Below are 21631 nucleotides of genomic sequence, written 5' to 3'. Positions count from 1 at the left end.
CCACTCGCAACCATAGGAGAATCTCCCGTGAAAAATCGTATGACCCGACGCGCAATGCTTTCACTCACCGCAGCAGGTGCCGCTCTGGCTCTGACCGCATGCGGCGGAAATGTGGGAGGCAGCAGCGACGCATCGTCTGCCGAATTTCCCAACGGTCCAGTGACTCTCACCGTAGGCCAGGCACCAGGTGGTTCCACCGACCTGATCGCACGTGCGGCTGCCGAAGGCATGGCCGAATCGCTAGGCGTTTCGATGCCAGTCGTAAACAAGCCAGGTGCCAACGGCGCCCTGGCCACTAAAGAAGTCGCAGCCATGGCTCCCGATGGGCAGAACTTGATTCTGCTCAACGCCTCGCTGATCACCATCACCCCGCTGGCCGTTTCGGAAGACGAAGTGGTCTCCCTCGACGACCTTGATGTTTTGATGGGCCTGTCCCAGGATGACTACGTCATGGTCGCGAGCACCGCTTCGGGTGTGAAAAATCTCGATGACATCAAGAGCAGTGATAAGAAGCTGTCCTTCGGCACCACCGGCGTGGGAACGGGTTCACAGTTGGCCCAGGAGCTGCTCTTGGCCCAGGCCGAGATTGACGGAACCACTGTTCCTTTCGACTCCGGATCCCCGGCGCTGACAGCCGTCATGGGTGATCAGGTTCAGGTATCCACCGTCCAGCTCGGCGAAGCCAAGCCGCAGATCGACGCCGGTACGGTCACCCCGATTGTGGTCTTCTCCAAGGATCGTAATGAGTTCCTTCCTGACGTACCCACTGCCATCGAATCCGGCTACGAAGTTCCAGTTTCCCAGTACCGTGCCATCGCAGCCCCTAAGGGCCTGAATGATGCGGCGAAGGAAAAGCTTGTTGCCTCCATCCAGGATGCGGTCGCCGCAGATAGCTACAAGGACTTCAACAAGCAGAACCTGTTGACCGCTCATGAAGTTTCGGGCGAAGAAGTCGTGACCGAATGGACCGAACTGGCTGCCAAGTACAAGGAACTGACCGAAGAGCACAACATCTCGCTGGCAGGCAAGTAGCTTTCAGCTACCGGCCCCCAACCCGAAAGCGAGAATCAAAGGATGAACGTAATGGATGCGAAAAAGGCAGAGATTAAACAGGAGAAAGTGCCTGCTGATCTCGACGTCATGCCAAACGCTGACGAAGAAGAGACCCTCACTCCGGAAGAACTCGCCGCCCAGTGGGAGGCGGAAGCACCGGATCCAGCGGGGCCTATCGCAAACCTGCTTTCTTCCCTGGTAGTTCTTGCACTGAGCGTCACCGGCATGGTGATCTCCCTCGGGTTGGGGCTGGGCACCCCCGCGGCCCCGGCTGCCGGAATGTGGCCATTTATCATCACGCTGATCGCGGCGGTGATGTCGGTGGTACAGATCATCGTGGGCCGCACCGGTGGCAAGGACGGCGAGAAATTCAGTTCCATGAGCTGGTACGCGGTCATTGGATTCGCCACGCTGATCCTCATGGTGGTGCTGATGCCGCTGATTGGATTTGAAATCCCCTCGCTGTTGTTGTGCTTCGTCTGGATGCGCTGGTTGGGCGGCGAACGCTGGAGGTCCGCTACGATCTACTCGATTCTGATCGTTGGAGCCTTCTACGCAATCTTTATCGCCGCACTTGGCACCACCATTCCCCGACTGTTCTAAGTCGCACGTAAAGGTTTAATCGCATGGAATTCTTCGGACCGGTATTAGACGGCTTCAACGTCGTACTTGACCCCACAAATCTTTTGTACTGCCTGCTCGGCGTGGTCGTCGGCATGCTCATCGGTGTACTTCCGGGCCTCGGGCCGGCAGCTACCATCGCGATCTTGCTGCCCATGACCTACGGCGTTGAGCCGGTGACCGCGATCATCATGCTGGCGGGTATCTTCTATGGCGCCCAGTATGGCGGCACCATCACCTCGGTGCTGCTTCGTCTACCGGGTGAAGCCAGCAGCGTGGTGACAGTCTTCGACGGTTACGTCATGGCTAAACAAGGCCGGGCAGGCACTGCCCTGGGCATTGCCGCCATCGGCTCCTTCTTCGGTGCCACGATCTCTATTATTGGCTTGACGTTCCTGGCTCCGTTGGTTGCCAGCTTTGCGCTGGACTTCGGCCCGCCGGAATACACGGCCTTGGCAATGCTGGGCATCTTGCTTGTCGCGACGATTTCAGGCGGCACCAAAATCAAGGCGATTATCGCCGCAGCAGTGGGTCTTTTCCTGGCCACGATTGGTCGTGACGGTTTTACCGGCGCTGAACGCTTCACCTTTGGCAACCTTTCGCTGGCAGATGGCATCGATTTTGTTCCCATCGCCATGGGCCTCTTTGGTGTTGGTGAGATTCTCTACAACCTAGAGGAACGCCACCGTGCGGCGACAGCCCCGATGAAGGTTTCAAATGTCTGGCCTAAGGGCAAAGACATCAAAGAAGCTTCCGGTGCTATTGGCCGCGGCTCGGTTCTCGGTTTCTTCTTGGGCATTCTTCCCGGCGGCGGCGCGACCATTGCCTCGCTGGCTTCCTATGCCATGGAAAAGAAGACCGCAAAGGATCCTTCGCGCTTCGGCAAAGGTGCCATCGAAGGTGTGGCAGGCCCGGAGTCTGCCAACAATGCTGCCGCGACCAGCTCATTCATCCCGTTGCTGACCTTGGGTATCCCGGCGAACGCCACCATGGCCATCATCTTCGGTGCGCTATTGATTCAGGGAATCACTCCAGGCCCGCAGCTGATCAGCAATGACCCCCAGCTGTTCTGGGGCGTGGTGAACTCGATGTACATCGGCAATATTCTCTTGCTGATCATGTCGATCCCGCTGATTGGCGTCTTTGTTCGAATTCTTCGGATTCGTGCGGCGATCCTTGCCCCGATCACCGCGTTGATCACCATGCTCGGTGCCTACACCATACGAAACTCGATGTTCGACGTATTGCTGGTTGTCATCTTCGGTGCCATTGGCTACTTGATGAAGAAGTTCGGTTTTGAACCTGGACCGCTGGTGCTCGCGTTCGTGCTTGGCAGCCTGCTCGAATCAAACCTGCGACGCTCGTTGCTGGTCTTGGAAGGAGATCCCACAGGTTTCTTTACCCGGCCAATTTCGGCCACGTTGCTGGTGCTCTTCGTCTTCGTAGCGGTGTGGCCAATGATCAAGAGTGTTATCGACAAGCGTAGGTCCGGCTCTCTTGCAGCCTTGGCAACGCAGGAAAAAGAAAAGGAAAACGCATGAGCATCATCGTCGGATACGTGCCCACCAATGTCGGGGAGGCGGCGGTAACCGCTGCCATTGCCGAAGCCAAATTGCGCCAAGAGGAGCTGCTGATCGTCAACTCTTCACGTGCCGGGGCACTGGTGGACAAAAACACTGCCTCGGCCCAAGACCTGGAAAGGATCCTGGGGAACGCGGCGCAGGCGGGCGTCCAGGCAAAGGTTCTGGAATCAAGCTACCGTGATGATCTGGCTGAAGAGTTTCTTGGTCTCGCGGATCAGCACGGCGTCTCGCTCATTGTGATCGGTTTGCGCCAGCGCTCCCAGGTAGGAAAATTCATCATGGGCTCGCATGCCCAGCGGATCCTCTTGCAGGCCCAGCACCCGGTACTGGCGGTTAAGCCGGAATAGGTATTACTTTGACCGCAGTGGACACTGCGTCACCGCGCTGAACGTGGAAAATTGATGGGTGCCCTTTGGCTAGCGAACAGCTACGCCGAAGGGCACCCATTTGTTGTTCTGTACGCAGACTGCGGCCGCAGAGTTCAGGCGTTCTTTCCGGCCTCGGATTCCAATCTTGAGATTGAATTGCCTAAATGCACCCGCATGGCAGCTGCCGCGGTCAGCGCATTTCCCGAGGCTACCGCCTGGCGAATTGTCTCGTGTTCGGCCATTACAGACCCCAGGCGATCAGAGGCGCCGGATATCCCGGTCTCGAATCGTTGGCGGGGCATGGCGATCATGGCGGGGCCGAAGGTCGTCACTGCCTGGATGAAGTACGCATTGCCCGTGGCGCGGGCCAGTGCCAGATGGAATTCATAGTCGCAACTCATGCTTTGCGCGGCGTTGCCCTCGGCAGCCTCAAATCCTTGCAGTGCCTGGTCCATGGAATGAAGATCATTGTCCTGGTGATGCATCGCGGCCAGAGCCGCCGCCTCGGTCTCGAACCCCAAGCGGTATTCCAGCAGCTGCCGGCGTTCTTCCAAGGTCCGCGGAATTCTGCTGTTGTGCTCGCCATCCTGGGCTGGGGGAGTGAGCGCAAAGCTGCCCGCGCCACGCCGGGTGTGAACTAACCCCTCGGCTTGCAGGCGGGTGATAGCTTCGCGCACTACCGTGCGTGAGACGCCATGCTCGGTTATCAACGAGTTCTCACTGGGGAGTTTTTCGCCGGCAGTAATCTGTCCACTGATGATCTGCTCACGAAGATACTCGACCAAAGTAGTAGTCAGATTTGGTTTCACGCTATGCATCCTTAAAGAGTAGTCGCCGTTGCTCACGCTTGGCGAGCAACGGCGACGTAGAGGCGTTATTAGGCGATGCCGAACTCAACCGATTCGGTAGTCCAGGCTCGGGCCTGGTCGCTGAAGCTGAATCCCAAGCCCGGGCGGTTAGGCACGATCATCCGGCCATCCTTGGTTTCGAGGCGTTCGTTGAACAGCGGGTCCAGCCAGTCGAAGTGCTCCACCCATGGCTCGCGTGGGTAGGCGGCGGCCAGATGAAGGTGGATTTCCATGGCGAAGTGGGGAGCCAGATCCAGTCCGGCCTGGTCTGCTAGCGTCGCCAGGCGCAGGAACTGGGTGATGCCGCCAACGCGCGGGGCGTCTGGCTGAATGATGTCGCAAGCGCGGGCTGCAATCAGCCGCTCGTGTTCGGCGACGGAGGCGAGCATCTCACCGGTGGCGATCGGGGTATCCAAGGCCGCGGTCAACGCGGCATGGCCTTCGGCGTCATAAGCGTCCAGCGGTTCTTCGATCCAGACGAGATCGACTTCTTCGAGCTTGCGGCCCATGCGCAACGCGGTGGCGCGGTCCCATTGCTGATTTGCATCTACCATCAGCGGGAAGTCCGGGCCGATATGTTCGCGTACCGCCGCCACGCGGCGCAGGTCCTCGGCGCTGTCAGGCAGTCCTACCTTGATCTTGATGCCGCCAATGCCTTCTTCAATTGATTGGCTTGCGCGCTCCTTGACCTCTTCAATGCTTGCGTTCAGGAAGCCGCCGGAGGTGTTGTAGGTGCGTACCGAGTCGCGGTGGGAGCCGAGGAATTTGGCCAGCGGAAGTCCTGCGCGCTTGGATTTGAGGTCGTAGAGGGCAATATCCAGAGCAGCCAGTGCTTGGGTGGCAACACCTGAACGGCCTACCGATGCACCAGCCCACAGCAGCTTGGTGTAGAGCTTGGCGATGTCGTTGGGGTCCTCGCCGATCATTGTCTGGGCGACTTCCTTGGCGTGGGCATATTGCGCCGGGCCGCCTGCACGTTTGGAGTAGGAGAAGCCAAGGCCTTCATGGCCCTGTTCGGTGGTGATCTCTGCGAAGAGGAACACCACTTCGGTCATTGGCTTCTGCCGTCCGGTGAAGACCTTTGCATCCGAGATGGGCGTTGCCAGCGGCAAACGCGCGGTGGAGAGTTTGACGTGGCGGATGGCATCTGGCGTGTAGCTCATGATTGAAAACTCCTGACGGTCAAGGTGCCCGGACGGACCTTGTCATGTACTTATAGTACAAGTTGAAAAGTTATCATACAACTGTTCTGAGAAGTATTTCTTGCTCTTCTTAATTTGATCCCGGCGGTCTGCCCGAAGGCCAGTTAAAAGCGTGAGGACCGCTCGAAAATATTCAAGCGGCCCTTCACGTGGTAGCTGGATGTGCTAGCTAATCGCCTCGGCGATCGCTGTCTGTCCGTCATAGAAATTCACTGTCTGGCGAACGGCTGCGTTGTTGACAACAACATGGGTCAGGACATCGGCAACGGTCTCACGCGCAGTATTGCCCTCATCCCCCTGCGGGTCGCGTCCCTGGATCTTTCCTTCGTCATCGGTCAGCGTGACCTTCTGGCTAGATGGATCCAGAGTCAGCAGGCCCGGACCAAGAATTGTGAAGTCCAAGTCGGTTGCACGCAGAAATTTGTCCGCGTCATGCTTGGCCTTGGCGTAGGTGTAGAAGGAGTTGTCTTTGTCCAGGCTGTCCACGTCAACAGATGCGCGAGCATAGGAGACCATGACAAAGCGCTTCACTCCGGCCTGCTGGGCCGCCTTCATGGTGCGCACTGCGGCTTCGAAATCCACCGCGACGGTGCGCTCGGGACTCCCGCCGCCGGCGCCGGCGGAGAACACCACTGTCTTTGCACCGTTAAACTGCTGGGCCAACGTGTCAACGTCTGCCTGTTCGATGTCCAGCACTACCGGGGTGGCGCCCAGGGCGCTGATTTCATCGCTATGATCTGGGTTGCGAATCACCGACTCTACGTTCAGCCCGTGACTTGCAAGTTTTGGCGCCGCAAGAAGTGCAACCTTCCCGTGCCCACCAATGATGACTACTCGATTTGTTTCGGACATATGCTGCTCTTTTCTCCTCGGTTGTCGTCTTTGGCACAACGCGAAGCGGTGGCTCGATATTCCAAGAGATCACAGATCAAGAAATATTGAGCCACCGTCAGGTGCATGAAGAACAGGTAAAACGAGGCCAGGCTATTAGGCGACTGGGGTGACTAAGGTGCCCTGGTTGATGTACGAGCGGAGATTATCCAGTGTCAGCGCCGCCATATCCGCGCGGGTCTCATGGGTTCCGCTACCCAGATGCGGCAGCAGGACCACGTTCTCCAGCCCCAGCAATGCCTGGGGAACTGCAGGTTCGTGGGCGAAGACATCAAGGCCGGCGCCCGCGATGAGGTTGTTCTCAAGTGCGTTGACCAGTGCCGCCTCGTCGATGACGCTGCCACGGGCAATATTCACCACGAACCCCTGAGGACCTACGCTGGAGAGCACATCTGCGTCGACCAGGTTCGCCGACTGCGGCCCGCCGGCGGCCGCAATAATCAGCACGTCCGTAGCTTCGGCCAGCTCGGCGGCGGAGCGATGGTAGGAATAGGTGGTATCGGATTTCTCGGAGCGGTTGTGATAGTGGATTTCGCAGCCGAAAGCCTCCAGCCGGCTGGCAATGGCCTGCCCGATTCGTCCCAGTCCGAGGATTCCTACGCGCTTGCCGCTGGCCCGCGTGGCGAGCGCGAAGTTCTCTCCGCCGCCCCACGTGCCGTTGCGGACAAATCGTTCGGCCGAGCCGAGCGAGCGAAGTGTCATCAGGTACAGGCCCAGGGCGGTATCTGCGACGCAATCGGTGAGCACATCCGGAGTATTGCTGATGGGAATGCTGCGTTCGGCGGCCTGCGCTACGTCGGTGGCGTCGTAGCCCACGCCGAAGTTGACGATGGCCTCCAGATTTGGGAGTGCTCTCATCAACTCAGTGTCAACGCCGACTTTGCCGGAGCACACGGCGACACGGATATCCTGCCCATGTTTTTGCAGGAAGGATTCGCGCTCGGTGCCCGGCGCGGGCAGGATGAGCGAGCCGAAGTCCTCGCTGAGCGCCTGGGCGACGGTGGGATTGACCGGGCCAACGCGCACAATGGCGTTCCCGGTGATTGCTGAGCTGCTGCGTCGTGCGGACGCGCTGGTATCGGTGGACATAAGGGAATCGTATGAACTTTCATCGATCCACGTCCAACACTCAGTTTGGATAGATCAATGCCCTTGAAGCATCGATCGGCCATCTCGCCCGGAATGTCGCGTAAGTCACATTCCATTACTGGGCGGTAGAAGAACCGCAGCCCGGTCAGGTTGCGTTCCGGCAGGTCTTCATCCCTTGACCGGCATCCGGGAGCAGTCAAAGCTTTGGATACGGACAGGGCCGGAAACACCTCGGTCAACTCGCACTCGCATCCCGAAGGAAACAACGATGTTCAATTCGAAAACCCCTATTCAGCGTGCACGGCGCATCTCTATGGCGGTCGCCGCCGGAGCACTGCTGAGCACCACCGCGCTGGCCGGCTGCTCGGTAGCCAATTCCGAAGACGCGTCCGGAGGCTCGGCGGCGCCGGGAGCAACCGTAAGCGACACCCTTCGTGTGGTGCTCCAGCAGGAACCACCAACCCTCGAAGCCTGCGAATCGAACCTCACCAGCACCGGAGTGGTGGTCCGCTCGACGATCACCGAACCGTTAATCGAACGCAACCCCACCACCGGTGAGCTGGAACCTAAGCTCGCCACCGAATGGTCCAGCGATGATGACACCACCTGGACGCTGAAGCTGCGCGAAGGCGTGAAGTTCCATGACGGCAGCGACTTCACCGCAGAAGACGCCGCCGCCACCATCGAGCGTGCGGTCAACTCGGATCTAGGCTGCAACGTCGAAGGCTACGTCTTCGGCGACGATGACCTCAAGGTCAAGGCCGTAGACGACAGCACGCTGGAGGTCACCGCGGTCAAGGCCGACCCGATCCTTCCGCTGCGACTGTCCTTCCTCGAAGTAGTCCCTTCCGAAACCTCAGCTACCGAAAAAGTCCGTGAGCCTATCGGTACCGGACCCTACAAGCTGGACAAATGGGATGCCGGCCAATCCATCAACGCCTCCGCCTTCGCCGACTACTGGGGAGAAGCCCCGGCCTTCGCCAAGGCAAACTACCAGTGGCGTTCCGAGGGAAGTGTCCGCGCAGCAATGATCACCTCCGGTGAAGCAGATATCGCCACCGGCCTGAGCCCGGAAGACAATATCGGAGACCTGGGCGTTAGCTATCCAAACAATGAGACCGTCGCCCTGCGCATGCACGCAGACAAAGCACCATTCACTGACATCAAGGTCCGCCAAGCGGTTAATTACGCTATTGACAAGGAATCCATTGTCGCCTCGCTGTACGGCGGACGCGACAAGGCAGCTGCCCAACTGGTGCCTGAAGGGGTAGTGGGGCACAGCGACTCACTGCCGGTCTGGCCATATGATCCGGAAAAGGCCAAGTCTCTTGTGGAAGAGGCCAAGGCGGCTGGTGTTGACACCTCCGCTCAGATCAGCCTGATCGTGCGCACCGCGCAGTTCCCGAAGATCGAGGAGCTGGGCCAGGTCGTACAGGAACAGCTTTCCCAAGCCGGGCTGAACGTGAAGTTGAAGATGCTTGAGACCAGTCAGCACCTGACCTACCAGGTCCGCCCGTTCCCCACCGATGACGAGGGCGCCATCATGCTGATGACGCAGCACGGCAACCAGGCAGGTGACGCCGCCTTCACCGTGGACCAGTACATGACCACCAAGGGGGCGCAGTCGGCCTTCGGAACTGCGGAACTGGACAAGCTGATCGAGGAAGCGGACGCTTCCTCTGAAGCAGACCGACAGGCAGCTTTTGAAAAGGTCTTCCAGTACCAGAATGACAACGTGGTGCAGTTTGCGCACATCGCCCACCAGACCGGAATGCTCGGCATCGCTCAGTCAGTGAACTACGAGCCGAACTCCTCCTCGGGTGACGAGCTGCGCTTGGCAGAGGTCACCGCGGCGAAATAGCCAGGATTCTCCCTGAACGCCAAACGGAACCGACAATGACAGAACTTATCGAAAGTACACAGTTTAATGCTCACCTATCTGCGTAAAAGGATCATCTCTTCGGCCGTGCCGTTGCTGGTTGTCATCGTAGGCGTGTTCGCGCTGGCCCGCATGACCGGTAATCCGGCCGCGTTGTACCTGCCGCTGAACGCCACCGAAGCCATGCGCGAAGACTTCGCCATTCGCAATGGGCTGGATCAGCCAATCTGGGTGCAAATGGCCCAGTACTTCGGCGGAGTCTTGCGCTTTGATTTCGGTAGCTCCATGCGCACCGGTGAAAGCGCAGCAGATATGGCGTTGCGGGCCTTTCCCGCAACATTGCAGCTTGCCGGCACCACCATGGTCATTGCCATCGTGCTGGCAGTCATTGTCGGTTCCGCCGCGGCGCTGAAACCGAACGGAATCCTGGACAGGTTCTGCAGTTTCTTGTCCATGACCGCCGCCTCCATCCCGGATTTCTGGTTGGCAATCGTGGGTATCTGGGTCTTTGCCATCACCTTGGGCTGGGTGCCTACCTCCGGTGTCATGGGCATGGCAGCCTGGGTGCTTCCGGTAGCCACGCTGGTGATGCGCCCGTTTGGCACCTTGGTGCAGGTGGTGCGCGGCGCGATGGTTTCTTCGCTTTCGGAACCATATATCAAACTTGCCCGGTCCAAGGGAGCCACCGAGTACCGCGTAGTTGGGGCACACGCCCTGCGCAACGCCGCGGCGCCAGGACTTACCGTGGCCGGGGACCTGACAGTCGGTCTGGTCAATGGTGCGGTAGTCGTAGAAACCATCTTCGGTTGGCCAGGCATTGGAAAGCTCATGATCGACTCGATTCTGCAACGCGACTTCGCGGTGCTCCAAGCTTGTGTGCTGCTGACCGCGGTGGCGATTTTCATCTTGAACATCCTCATCGATGTGGGCTACGCACTGCTTGATCCTCGGGTTCGCCCAAGCGCCGGGGCACGCAAGCGCCGCAAGGCTCGCAGCGAACACCGCGGCCAGTACAACGGCCCAAGCGCACCGTCTGCCCCAACCTCCAACAACCCGGCCGCCGCCGTTCTTGACGCCTAGGGAAAAGCCATGACACAAATTCAAGACAAGCCACTAGCCGCCGCAGGGCGCAGGGCAAAAACCGCTGGACGGTTGGGCCGGCCAAGCATGTTCTCCATGCTGCTACGCGACAAGTTCGCCACGGTGGCCGCCGTGCTGCTCAGCGTTGTCATCTTGATCGCGATCTTCGGTCCGACCCTCATGGGGGAGCTGGCCACCAAGCAAAATCTGATGTTCATGAATAAGCCGCCCTTCGACCCGGCCAACGGGTGGGCCTACATCCTAGGTTCCGATTCGCTGGGCCGTTCAATGCTCGCCCGCTTGGTCGTCGCCACGCAGACCACCTTGCTGGTCGCCGTCCCGGCGGTGCTCGTTGCGCTGATCATCGGTTCGCTGTGGGGAGTATGGGCTGGCTACCATCGTGGGCGCCGGGAAAACATCTCCATGCGGATCGCCGATATCATCATGTCTTTCCCTTCACTGCTACTCGCTGTTGTGGTGCTCTTCGTCTTCAGCCCTTCGGCAGCAAATATTGTGTTGATCCTGGCGATTACCCGTATTCCCATTTACATGCGCACCGCGCGTGCCGAATCGGCCGAACTGCAATCGCGCACCTTCGTTGATGCCGCACGCACCTTCGGCACCAAACCGAATTCGATTATTCTGCGCCACGTGATCCCGGTGGTCACCCCGACTCTGCTGACCCTGGCCACGCTCGAATTCTGTTTTGTGATGCTCGCCGAATCCTCCCTGTCATTCCTTGGCATCGGAATTCAGCCACCAGATGTTTCGTGGGGTTTGATGGTCGCCCAGGGACGCCAGTACCTGCAAACCGCTTGGTGGCTTTCGATTCTTCCAGGGCTGGCAATTGTGATCACCGCGGTGGCCGCGAATGTTTTGGCCGCGTGGATGCGTATCGCTACCGACCCGGCGCAACGTTGGCGCTTGACCTTGGACAAGCAGACTAAAAAATCACTGACGGCAGTAATCAAGGACGCGAAATGATGACCGAGATGCTTGAACCTAAAGCCCCCATCCGCACAGGCAATGACACGGTGCTTCAGGTGGACGGACTGGACGTAGACATCCGAACCCCAAGAGGCACAGTGCGCGTAGTGAGCCAAGTTAGCTTCACTGCCCGCCGCGGCAAAACCCTGGCACTGCTCGGAGAATCCGGGTGCGGCAAGTCGATGACTGCTAAAGCCATTGCCGGGTTGCTTGATCCTGTGGCCTCGGTGACCGGAGGCAGCGCTTCGCTCGACGGAGAAGATCTCATAGCCATGAACCCGAAGCAACGCCGTGCGGTAGCCGGCCCCGGTCTTGGAATCGTCTTCCAAGATGCATTGACCGCACTGAACCCGGTTTATACCATCGGCACCCAGCTGGGGGAGGCCTTCCGCATTCACCGCGGAGCAAGCAAGAAACAAGCGAAGCTCGAAGCAGTGGATCTAATGCGCCGGGTGGGCATCCCAGAGCCCGAAACCAGAGTGAACTCCTACCCGCATCAGTTTTCCGGCGGCATGCGCCAGCGTATCCTCATCGCCATGGCGGTTGCACTCAGCCCGCGGCTGTTGATTGCTGATGAACCAACCACCGCGCTCGATGTTACGGTGCAGGCCCAGATCATGGAACTGCTGCGCAAGCTGCGCACTGAAGACCAGATGGCGGTAGTGCTCATCACCCACGACCTCGCGGTTGTCGCCGAAGAAGCCGATGATGTCTGTGTGATGTATGCAGGAAATGTGGTGGAACAAGGACCCGTTGCGCAGGTATTCACCAGCCCAACCCACCCCTACACCAAAGGGCTGCTCGATTCGGTGCCCACCGATGCACAGCGCGGCGAGGGGTTGTCCTCGATTCCGGGGAGCCCTCCGGAGCTGAATAAAATTCCTGCGGGTTGCGTCTATCAGGACCGCTGCCCGTTGGCCAGCGCGATCTGCCGCGAGCAACGCCCGCAATTGCGCGAGACTGCACCAGGGCAGCGTTCCGCCTGTCATTTTGCCGAAAATGTTGGCCAGGCCACGGTCAGCCAATCAGGAATTGTCCAAGCTGAGGAGGAAAACCAGTGAGCATCCTAGAACATGAGATCAGCGCAGCAAACGTTTTAGAGGTCAAGGACCTGACCAAGACCTTTCATGTTTCCGCGGGTGCCTCCGGCACGAAAGAACTGCGTGCGTTAGATGGAATCAATCTGAGCGTCCGCAAGGGGGAGACGCTTGGGCTGGTGGGAGAATCAGGTTGCGGCAAGTCGACTCTTGCTCGGACACTGATGATGCTTGAACAGCCCGACTCGGGAACAGTGAGCTTCGACGGGCAGGATCCTTTTGCACTTCGCGGCAAGGAGTTGCTTGCGTGGCGCCGCCGTGTGCAGATGGTCTTCCAAGATCCATTCGCCTCCCTGAACTCACGGATGACTGCTGGACAGATTATTTCCGAGCCATTTGCTACGCATAAGGATCTTCATAAGGGAAGCGCCGCCAAGAATAAACGCCTGAACCAGCTGCTTGACCTAGTCGGTTTGCGCAGTACCGATGCATCCAAGTCGCCACAGGAGTTTTCTGGAGGACAACGCCAGCGTATCGGTATTGCCCGCGCCCTTGCCCTGGACCCCGACCTGATTATCTTGGACGAACCGGTTTCGGCACTTGACCTTTCGGTGCAGGCACAGGTCTTGAACCTGCTGAACGAATTGCAGCAGGAGTTAGGCGTCAGCTACATCTTCATCTCCCATGACCTGTCTGTGGTGCGACACGTGACCGACCGGGTAGCAGTAATGTATCTGGGGCGCATCATCGAAACGGGCAGCACCGAACAGGTCTTTGACTCACCTTTGCACCCATATACGGCCTCGCTGATGTCCGCTTCTCCGAAACTGGACCCTGCGAAACGTCCTGCGCAGCGCATTGTCCTCCAAGGGGAGCTTCCTTCTCCCTTGGACCCGCCTTCCGGATGCCGTTTTCGTACCCGCTGTTGGAAAGCACAGCCAATTTGCACTGCAGAACGTCCGCCGACGGTCTCTCGCGACGGTGCCGGGCAGATTCTTTTGGGTATGCCTGGTATCGGGCCAGACTCGGGTCAGCAACTGGCGGAGTGCCATTTCCCGGTGTCCTCTCCGGCAGAGGCAGGACTTGTCCCAGCCGGGTGAACTTGAGCGCTGCCCCTCCTCGGTAGCCGTGCCTAATCCGGTACGTCGGCTGTGGAGGGGCAACCATGCATGACATCTGATGAGCAGGCGTGACCTGCCAGATAGGACAGCGGGCACCAAGAGTGACAAGATGGTTCCAGACGTTTAACCACTTCAAAGGAGTCATCGTGAGCTACAAGGTAGGCCCTGCAGACGAGCTACCCGAAGGCGAAGCCTTACTAGTTCCCGCCAGCGAAAGCGGCGCCAGCGAGGACATTGCGGTGTTCCACGCCGATGATGGCAATTTCTACGCGTTGCAAGACGAGTGCACCCACGAGGTAGCCTCGCTCTCCGACGGCTGGATTGAAGGCTGCGAAGTTGAATGCCCGATGCATTCCTCCAGCTTCGATATGCGCACCGGCAAGGTGCAGTGCATGCCTGCCACCGAAGATGCCCGCACGTACAAAGTTGCCGTAGTCGACGGAAACCTGGAGCTAGATATCTAGATGCCGTCAGTACACATTGTCGGCGGTGGTGTTGCCGGTTTTACTCTCGCGCGCGAACTTGTGCGCAAGGGTTATGCCGGGAACATCAAAATCAGCGACCCCGAGGGACTTCCCTATGACCGGCCACCGCTGAGCAAATCCCTGCAGCGCGAGTACTTTGTTCCACCCGCCTGGTTTGAACAGCACGGTGTTTCGCTCATCCAAGAAAACATTACCGAGCTAGTTGCTCCCACCGCCGAGGATGAATGGGTGGTGCTAGCTACCGGAAACACCCCAAAAAAACTTCAGGTGCCGGGCGCAGAGCACATACGCAGCCTGCATACCGCCACCGATGCGGCTGATCTTTCGGCCGCATTGGAAGATGGAATGTTCGGGCAGCGCGTACTGGTTATCGGTGCTGGCCTGGTGGGGGCAGAATTTGCGGCCACCGCAAAAATGCTCGGCGCTCAGGTCACACTCGTTTCGAACTCAGAGGCGCCGCTGTCCAACGTCCTAGGCGTCGAGATGGCTGCAGTCTTGCATGCCGAGCATTCCCGGCACGGGATCACCGTATTATCTGGTGAACTCGCCGAGGCCGGTGCGGGCTACGCGGTGGTCGGCGGGCAACGAATCGAGGCGGAAATCCTCGTCGCTGCCATTGGAGTCGAGCCCGAAACTACCCTCGCACAAGCGATGGGGCTAGAGATCAACGACGGAATACTTGTCGATGATCAGCAACGCACCACCACGTTCCGTCAGGTTTTGGCCATAGGCGATGGCGCACGGATGACTCAACGCTCCCGTGCCGTGCACTGGGAAGCAGCCATGGAAGACGCAGCGATTGCCGCGGCCACCATCATGGGAGGCGACGCACGGCCCCATTCGGTGCCGTGGTTCTGGTCTGACAGGCATGACAGCCATATCGAAGCGGTGGGGGACTTTACCCGGGCCACACAGCACGTATCGCGGTTGAACCGTCGTGGGCAGCTACAGGTACTTTTCGGTCTTAACGAAGCAGGAAATTTGGTAGCCGCTTCGATGATTGACGGTGGTCAGATGTCGAAAGCCGTCAAACGGCTCATCGCACGTGGTTACACGCCGAGCATTGAAGAACTGCAAGACTCCAGTGTTGGTCCGCGTGACCTTGGACGGCAGGAAAAAGCATGATCACGGAACGTAATTGGGGAGTCCCCGAAGCTCTCAAGATCCCTACCAAACGAGTCGGCGTTGGCTGGATTGCAGCTGTTGTCACCGTTCATATCGGGATTAATGTTGGCTTCTTCGCGCCGATTCAGGTACTCCTTGGATTACACGCTGAACAGCTAGATGCCAGCCAGAAGGCCGCCATTCTTTCGCTGGTAACCGGCGTTGGTGCGGCTGTCTCTTTGGTGGCAAATCCACTCTTCGGGGCTCTGAGCGATCGGAGTACCTCGAAATTTGGCCGGCGTGTTCCGTGGGTTCTGTTCGGCACGGTCTGCGGAGCGTTAGCGCTGCTACTCATGTCAACCGCCCAAACGGTGAGCATGCTGGTACTGGGCTGGGCGCTGATGCAAGCGGCTGGCAATGCAGCCTTAGCCGCGATTTTTGCCGCCATCCCGGACAAGGTGCCGGTGGAACAACGTGGCCTTGTCGGTGGGATGGTGGCGTTGGGGCAGACCTGCGGCTCACTTATTGGTGCAGTCATCGGCATGTTTGCGGCCTCAAATCTGGTGTTCGGATATGCGATTGTTGCAACGGCCGTAGCCATTTGCGCGATTCCCTTTGTCTTGCTGCGGCAAGATGTTCCGCTTCCAAAGGGTGCGTTAGAACCGTTAAAGCTCATGGAATTCGTCAAGAGCTTCTGGATCAACCCGATGCAGCACACAGATTTCGGATGGGCTTGGCTCTCCCGTTTCCTGCTCTATCTGGGCAGCCAGCTGTGCTTGGTTTACCTGCTCTTTTTCTTGCAGGACAAGTTGCGCCACCCAGAACCCGCCACCGGCGTGCTGATCCTGACAGCGACCTACGCCTTTTGCGTGATTTTCTCCTCGGTGATTGCCGGTCGGCTCTCTGACCGGGATGGAAAACGCAAGAAATACGTGATCCTCTCCTCGGTCATTGTGGCTGGGGCTGCGTTGACCCTCGCATTTGCGACTACCTTCACCACTGCGATCTTCGCGGCCGTGTTTCTCGGGGTTGGTTTTGGCGCTTATCTCGCCGTCGATTTTGCCTTGCTTACACAGGTACTGCCGTTTGAGGATTCTCGCGGTAAAGATCTGGGCATGATCAATATTGCGAACTCGCTGCCACAGGTGTTTGCCCCGCTTATTGCTTGGCTTTCGGTGACGTGGCTAGGCGGTTATTCAACGTTATTCATGTGTTCTGCAGTGATCAGCCTGCTCGGTGCGGTTCTGGTCTTAAAAATTAAAAGCGTTCCGTAGCCAGTAATGACAATAAATTGGTTGGTAAATGAGGCACCTTTTATGGTGACGTTTACTTTCTTCTTCATTGGAGCAATGCTGCGAGGCAACGCGACCTACTGGTTAGGTCGTGCTGTGGCGCGCGGAGTTGAGAATACCCGGTATCAAAGGATCGTGCACGGGGCGATGTATCAGCGTGCACAACGATTTATCGCGCGGTGGGGAATGCTCGCGGTCCCATTGTGCTTTCTTACCATCGGCATTCAATCAGCTGTGAACGCAACCGCCGGGGTGAGCCGAATGCCCTTGCGGCGTTACCTTCCCGCCGTCACTGTCGGAGCACTAGCGTGGGCATTGATATACACGACCATTGGGATGGCGATATTTTATGCTTGGCTCTCTCTGGAATGGCCGTACCTACTCACAGGCGCCTTACTCATTTCCGCCATTGTTATCCTGGTTTTGCGATTTCGGCAGAGCAGGTCTCCGGTGGCGAAATCAGACGAGACATAAATTTACTATGCTGTAGTTCCATCGCGTAGGAATTCCGCGAGTTTTTCAAAGTCAAAAGATATCGCAGTGAAAGCCGGTGCCACCTAATGCTGAACAATCCTGCCTCCGGCGAAAAGCGCACGGCGCAGCTCGACGAGTTAGACCGTCGTCTGTTGTCCTTGCTTTCAGAGAACTCGCGGCGGACCAATAATTCATTGGCTGAAGAACTGGGCATTGCGGCTTCTACATGTTTGGCGAGGCTGAACGCTTTACGCGACTCGGGGGTTATTTCACGATTCACTATTGAGGTGAACCCCCAAGTCCTGGGCCGTGAGCTCGAAGCATTGATCTTCGTAAAAATCCGCCCAGGTGCAAGACATCTGATGTCTACCTTCGCATCGGATATGCGCTCAAAGCCCGGAGTGCAGCAGTTATTCTTCTTGGGCGGAGCAGACGACTTCGTGTTGCATATTGCCGTCCGCAACTCAGCCGACGTTCGACAGTTCGTATTGGATAACCTGTCAGCCAACCCTGCGGTGGCAACCACTCAAACATCCCTAGTCTTCGAACACAGCCACGGAACTGACGAGTACTAACCAAAGGCTTGATCAAATTATTGATATCCCATCTTGCCGGTTGTCGAATCTAATCTGACCTCTGTGTAGATTCGCATTCTCTCACTAAAAGCATTTGAACTATTCGAATAAAAATGCTAGGATAAATGTTCTCTTCAGCGGCGAGACGTGATGAGGCCCTGGGTGACTAGGGTCCTACGTTAACTACGACGTATCACCTTCCCAGTTGAGGATCGAGGAGGATGAGAAGGCAATGGGTATTGAAGTTACTCTACTAACCGCGCTGGTCACCCTTGCGGTACTAGCAGGCGCCAGTATCTATCTGGTTGCGAAGTATCGCCGGACGCATGCGTCCCAGATTCGCGAATCCCTGATGCGGCAGGCAAGAAAGTACGCAGTTGCGTCTCCGGATGAGCTGACAAATCATGACTTGGCAGTGGCAATTCACAACGCTAAACGTGAAAGTAAACAAAAGCACATGAAAGCCGCATAGTTTTTAGCTCAAGTGCAGCATCGTGAGGGTCGAAGGGGTCGCAAGGATCCTTCGGCCCTCATTTTGCATTTGGTTCGTAGCGCCGTGTAAGCGATGTGCGTTGTGTGGTGTAGCTCGCCATGAAGGCGGTCAAAACCCAACCCAGCAACTAATGGATGAATAGCATTCCATAATGGCTTTCATAAAATGACGCAGGTCACCATTCTTATGGAATTCTAATTGAATTGATGCCGGTTCAATCACAGTCTCCTGTGACCTTGTGAACGAATAAGGGGGTTCTGTATTAAAGGGAAAACTTTATGGGCTTTACTGGAATTACGGTGTTATTGAAACTTTAGGAGAAAACAATGGGCGCGATCCCTCTTGGTGAAGACATACTCTTGGCCCGCCATGGCGAGAGCATTATCAAATTCCGCCAGGATCGCAAGAACCGTGCAACGGTAGCTTACCTACGTGGTGGCGAAACGGATTCGGCATCCAACATACTCTCGGCTCGTGTTCTCAGCACTTCCGTGCGCACCCCTGTCCAGGCGATCAGCCAGGGAACGATGAACTACCTGAACAACGAGTCCTCGGTTAGCCGTCAGGAAGTTCGTTCGCTGGTCAAGGTGTCCCTCGGATTCAGTGCAGTGATGGGGATTGTCTTTGGTGGACTGCTTCTAGCCCTGTACAAGGTCGGTGGCAATGAAGCGATTACCTCCCTTTCGAGCATGGGTGCAACACTGTAGGCTCTCAAATTTCCTGGCAACAAGGGCGAAACCATGGGGTTTCGCCCTTGTTGCATATGGAGAGCCGGATTCCTTGCAGGTGAGCACTTTGAAGACGGGCTGGCAAGTCTCGTAATTTAAGTTTTCTGGGCATAAGATGGCGATAATCCTAGGGATTGGAGCCCAACATGCGTTTCGTCATGGAAGTAAACTTTGACTCCGAGAGTATGCAACTCAAGCCGCTGGAAGAGCTGCAGAAAATTCTCTCGGATTGGTCTAAAAATATCGCACTTTACCCATTTGAACCCGGCGCGCAGGAAGATATTCTCGACGCCGAAGGGGAAGAGGTTGGCGAGTGGGCGTTACTTGAGGACTAATCCCGCTTCTTGGAGAAACGCCCAATCAAGTAACCAATGATCAAGGTGATGCTGAGTATTGCCCAGAGCGGGGCGCTGGTATGGAATATCAGTAGCTCCACACGAACATAATTCAGATTCTGCAAGATGAATATGAGTGCGATGATTCCCAGAACAATTGCTGTCCATTGTTTGGCAGAAAGCCGGCGGTGCCCTGCCGGGACTGAATCCTGGCTCATGTGAGGTCTCTCGATGCTAGTAGTCCGGTCACCAGGGCGCGTAATCCGCGTTCAAAAGAGTCGTCACTGGTGTTGACCCCGGTTGCGCGTTGCGCCGCCACTGCCTGGGTGAAGTGCGGGGTCGCCTCGCGATGATTGCTGGTATCAAAGATGTCGTGCGGTGCACCGGTATCCATTGCCGATCCGAAGATGAAGGACTCAAGGGCGACGATGGTGGGAATCACTGCGGCGTCGGCCAGACCACGGCCTCTCAGTGTTTCGGCCACATGCTCATACATTGCTATGGTGCGTGGGGAATCAGATACCGGTAGCACTGCGATGACCGGAATCAGCGGGATGTGCAACGCAAAAACGTTTCGGTAGCTCGTCGCCCATTGGATCAGCGCCTCGTGGATCTCAAGTTTCCCAAAGGCCGAGGTATCTACCTGAGCCATGACCAGTTCCTGAATCCATTGCAGTAGGTCTTGTTTGGAATCGACATGGTTGTAGAGCGCCGAAGGCGATACCCCCAAGGATCGTGCGAGTTGCTGCATGGTCAGTGCATCATAACCGTCTTGGGAGACTAGGCTCAGCGCGTGCTCGGTAATGCGATCTCGGCTGAGTATCGCTTTGCGCGGCCTTCCAGCCCGTCGAGGACTCTCGGTACTCATTCCAATTTCCCCCTGACGTGGCATGCTTCACAAGAGCATCTTCGTACCCTATGCTATACGCAGAGGTAAATGAACCAAATTCATTTAGTGCCGAAGGGAATTATTGTGAAACAGATCGAACGCGACGTTGTCATTATCGGGGCAGGTCCATCGGGTCTCACCGCCGCCTATGAACTGAAAAAGTGCGGGAAAACGGTGGCAGTTCTTGAAGCCCGCGACCGCGTCGGCGGACGTACCTGGAGCGAAGAAATGGAGGGGGCGACCATTGAAATTGGCGGGCAATGGATTAGCCCGGACCAAACCGGGTTGTATTCGCTAATCAACGAACTGGGCATCGAAACCTTCGAGCGTTACAAGGAAGGCAAAAGCCTGTACCGCACAGCGGAGGGCGAGACCATTGCCTACGACGGTGAAGATTTCCCCGTAGCGCCAAGCACCGTGGCCGAAATGAACAAGCTCATCGAGGTGATGAATGGCCTCGCAGCGCAAATGGATCCGGACAAGCCGTGGGAGCACCCGCAGGCTGAAGAGCTTGACATGATCTCCTTCCATCACTTCCTGCGCGAGCACAGCAGCGATGAACTTGCCTGCGATAACGTAGGTCTATTTATCGCCGGTGGCATGCTGACCAAACCCGCTCACACCTTCTCGGCGCTGCAAGCAGTGCTCATGGCTTCCTCGGCTGGCTCCTTCGACAATCTTGTGGACGAAGACTTCATTCTTGACCGCCGTATCGTTGGCACCATGCAGGGCGTCTCCAAAACGGTGGCCGAACGCCTGGGCGACGACGTGTACCTGGAGAACCCGGTACTCAAGCTTGAATGGTCACAGGACAGCGTGATTGCCCACGGTGCGACGGTGAGCATCAAGGCCAAAAAGGCCGTGATAGCGGTTCCTCCGAACCTGTACTCGCGTATCAGCTACGTTCCTGCGCTTCCACGCAAGCAATTGGTCACCCACCAGCACCAGTCCATGGGATTGGTGATCAAGGTTCACGCAGTGTACGAGACGCCTTTCTGGCGTGAAGCTGGACTTTCCGGGACCTGCTTCGGACCCAATGCAGTAGTCCAGGAACTCTACGACAATACCTACACCGGAGAAAGCACCGGCACACTGGTCGGATTTATCTCCGATGTTGACGCCGATGCCATGTGGGAATTAGACGAAGCAGAACGCAAATCGCAGATCTTGCAGGGAATCGCCGACTTCCTCGGTGCTAAGGCCTTGGACCCCAAGGTCTTTTACCTCTCCGACTTCGCGGCCGAAGAATGGACCCGAGGCGCCTACGCCACCAGCTACGACCTTGGTGGTCTGACACGATTTGGCTCAGTCCAGAACGACAATGTGGGACCGCTGTACTTCTCCTCATCAGATCTTGCCGGTGAGGGCTACCAGCACGTGGATGGTGCGGTACGCATGGGACGCCGCAGCGCTGCTCGAATCATCGCAAAGCTAGAAGGAAGCAGCTATGACGAAAGCTATGACGGTGTTGCTCCGCTAGGAAAGGTCAACGCGTAG

24 protein-coding genes are annotated in these 21631 nt (G+C 57.4%); 18 read left to right on the top strand and 6 right to left on the bottom strand.

The features are described 5' to 3' along the window. The first annotated feature begins 27 nt into the window (after positions 1-27). From ACX5K5_RS13855 to ACX5K5_RS13840, 4 genes are read left to right on the top strand one after another with little or no spacing between them, the layout of a single operon-like run. Positions 28-1032, top strand: a complete 1005-nt coding sequence (locus tag ACX5K5_RS13855) for a tripartite tricarboxylate transporter substrate binding protein (protein ID WP_459174554.1) — start codon at positions 28-30, stop codon at positions 1030-1032. Between the two features lie 51 nt (positions 1033-1083). Then, positions 1084-1656 carry a tripartite tricarboxylate transporter TctB family protein gene (locus ACX5K5_RS13850; protein ID WP_324092187.1) on the top strand — a complete coding sequence of 191 codons (573 nt, stop codon included), beginning with the start codon at positions 1084-1086 and terminating at the stop codon, positions 1654-1656. A gap of 23 nt (positions 1657-1679) precedes the next feature. After that, positions 1680-3215 carry a tripartite tricarboxylate transporter permease gene (locus ACX5K5_RS13845; protein WP_324092186.1) on the top strand — a complete coding sequence of 512 codons (1536 nt, stop codon included), beginning with the start codon at positions 1680-1682 and terminating at the stop codon, positions 3213-3215. Continuing rightward, positions 3212-3604 (top strand): universal stress protein, encoded by a 393-nt coding sequence (locus ACX5K5_RS13840; protein ID WP_324092185.1) that lies wholly within the window; start codon positions 3212-3214, stop codon positions 3602-3604. Before ACX5K5_RS13845 ends, ACX5K5_RS13840 begins: the two co-directional genes overlap by 4 nt. 134 nt (positions 3605-3738) lie before the next feature. Here ACX5K5_RS13840 and ACX5K5_RS13835 read toward each other — a convergent pair whose 3' ends face one another. From ACX5K5_RS13835 to ACX5K5_RS13820, 4 genes are all read right to left on the bottom strand, one after another. Further along, complete coding sequence (locus ACX5K5_RS13835) at positions 3739-4443, bottom strand: FadR/GntR family transcriptional regulator (RefSeq protein ID WP_459174553.1); 705 nt, start codon at positions 4441-4443, stop codon at positions 3739-3741. 59 nt (positions 4444-4502) lie between these two features. Then, entirely contained in the window at positions 4503-5636 is a 1134-nt protein-coding gene (locus tag ACX5K5_RS13830) for an L-talarate/galactarate dehydratase (protein ID WP_459174552.1), read from the bottom strand. A gap of 204 nt (positions 5637-5840) precedes the next feature. Continuing rightward, positions 5841-6527 carry an NAD(P)H-binding protein gene (locus ACX5K5_RS13825; protein WP_324092182.1) on the bottom strand — a complete coding sequence of 229 codons (687 nt, stop codon included), beginning with the start codon at positions 6525-6527 and terminating at the stop codon, positions 5841-5843. 135 nt (positions 6528-6662) lie between these two features. Then, the gene (locus ACX5K5_RS13820; protein WP_459174551.1) at positions 6663-7655 is read right to left on the bottom strand and encodes a 2-hydroxyacid dehydrogenase; all 993 of its coding nucleotides are present in this window, start codon (positions 7653-7655) and stop codon (positions 6663-6665) included. Positions 7656-7923: 268 nt separating this feature from the next. Between ACX5K5_RS13820 and ACX5K5_RS13815 the strand changes: the two genes are divergently transcribed. The 13 genes from ACX5K5_RS13815 to ACX5K5_RS13755 all read left to right on the top strand — a co-directional run bounded on the left by ACX5K5_RS13815 (position 7924) and on the right by ACX5K5_RS13755 (position 19245). Next, a complete protein-coding gene (locus ACX5K5_RS13815) occupies positions 7924-9516 on the top strand; it encodes an ABC transporter substrate-binding protein (protein ID WP_459174550.1) in 1593 nt (530 codons plus the stop codon). 66 nt (positions 9517-9582) lie between these two features. Further along, positions 9583-10614 (top strand): ABC transporter permease, encoded by a 1032-nt coding sequence (locus tag ACX5K5_RS13810; protein WP_459174549.1) that lies wholly within the window; start codon positions 9583-9585, stop codon positions 10612-10614. Between the two features lie 9 nt (positions 10615-10623). After that, positions 10624-11598, top strand: a complete 975-nt coding sequence (locus ACX5K5_RS13805; protein WP_459174548.1) for an ABC transporter permease — start codon at positions 10624-10626, stop codon at positions 11596-11598. Further along, positions 11595-12662 (top strand): ABC transporter ATP-binding protein, encoded by a 1068-nt coding sequence (locus ACX5K5_RS13800; protein ID WP_459174547.1) that lies wholly within the window; start codon positions 11595-11597, stop codon positions 12660-12662. The genes ACX5K5_RS13805 and ACX5K5_RS13800 overlap by 4 nt, the downstream gene beginning before the upstream one ends. After that, the gene (locus tag ACX5K5_RS13795; RefSeq protein WP_459174546.1) at positions 12659-13738 is read left to right on the top strand and encodes an ABC transporter ATP-binding protein; all 1080 of its coding nucleotides are present in this window, start codon (positions 12659-12661) and stop codon (positions 13736-13738) included. The genes ACX5K5_RS13800 and ACX5K5_RS13795 overlap by 4 nt, the downstream gene beginning before the upstream one ends. A gap of 167 nt (positions 13739-13905) precedes the next feature. After that, the gene (locus tag ACX5K5_RS13790; protein ID WP_443442883.1) at positions 13906-14223 is read left to right on the top strand and encodes a bifunctional 3-phenylpropionate/cinnamic acid dioxygenase ferredoxin subunit; all 318 of its coding nucleotides are present in this window, start codon (positions 13906-13908) and stop codon (positions 14221-14223) included. Continuing rightward, entirely contained in the window at positions 14224-15369 is a 1146-nt protein-coding gene (locus ACX5K5_RS13785) for an NAD(P)/FAD-dependent oxidoreductase (protein WP_459174545.1), read from the top strand. Further along, entirely contained in the window at positions 15366-16622 is a 1257-nt protein-coding gene (locus ACX5K5_RS13780; protein ID WP_459174544.1) for an MFS transporter, read from the top strand. Before ACX5K5_RS13785 ends, ACX5K5_RS13780 begins: the two co-directional genes overlap by 4 nt. 6 nt (positions 16623-16628) lie before the next feature. Next, the gene (locus tag ACX5K5_RS13775) at positions 16629-17114 is read left to right on the top strand and encodes a DedA family protein (RefSeq protein ID WP_096254878.1); all 486 of its coding nucleotides are present in this window, start codon (positions 16629-16631) and stop codon (positions 17112-17114) included. 86 nt (positions 17115-17200) lie between these two features. After that, the gene (locus ACX5K5_RS13770) at positions 17201-17689 is read left to right on the top strand and encodes an Lrp/AsnC family transcriptional regulator (protein WP_096254879.1); all 489 of its coding nucleotides are present in this window, start codon (positions 17201-17203) and stop codon (positions 17687-17689) included. Between the two features lie 232 nt (positions 17690-17921). After that, positions 17922-18161, top strand: a complete 240-nt coding sequence (locus tag ACX5K5_RS13765) for a hypothetical protein (RefSeq protein ID WP_096254880.1) — start codon at positions 17922-17924, stop codon at positions 18159-18161. Positions 18162-18508: 347 nt separating this feature from the next. Further along, positions 18509-18889 (top strand): hypothetical protein, encoded by a 381-nt coding sequence (locus ACX5K5_RS13760; protein WP_096254881.1) that lies wholly within the window; start codon positions 18509-18511, stop codon positions 18887-18889. A 167-nt stretch (positions 18890-19056) separates the two neighbouring features. After that, positions 19057-19245, top strand: a complete 189-nt coding sequence (locus ACX5K5_RS13755) for a hypothetical protein (RefSeq protein ID WP_096254882.1) — start codon at positions 19057-19059, stop codon at positions 19243-19245. Here ACX5K5_RS13755 and ACX5K5_RS13750 read toward each other — a convergent pair. Together ACX5K5_RS13750 and ACX5K5_RS13745 are read right to left on the bottom strand one after the other, a co-directional pair. Beyond that, positions 19242-19463, bottom strand: a complete 222-nt coding sequence (locus ACX5K5_RS13750; protein ID WP_096254883.1) for a LapA family protein — start codon at positions 19461-19463, stop codon at positions 19242-19244. The two genes, ACX5K5_RS13755 and ACX5K5_RS13750, sit on opposite strands and share 4 nt — an antisense overlap. Next, complete coding sequence (locus ACX5K5_RS13745) at positions 19460-20113, bottom strand: TetR/AcrR family transcriptional regulator (RefSeq protein WP_096254884.1); 654 nt, start codon at positions 20111-20113, stop codon at positions 19460-19462. The genes ACX5K5_RS13750 and ACX5K5_RS13745 overlap by 4 nt, the downstream gene beginning before the upstream one ends. A 105-nt stretch (positions 20114-20218) precedes the next feature. Between ACX5K5_RS13745 and ACX5K5_RS13740 the strand changes: the two genes are divergently transcribed. Continuing rightward, complete coding sequence (locus tag ACX5K5_RS13740; protein WP_096254936.1) at positions 20219-21631, top strand: flavin monoamine oxidase family protein; 1413 nt, start codon at positions 20219-20221, stop codon at positions 21629-21631.

Source organism: Glutamicibacter bergerei, assembly GCF_054495185.1.
This window is presented reverse-complemented; position numbering and strand designations above follow the sequence as displayed.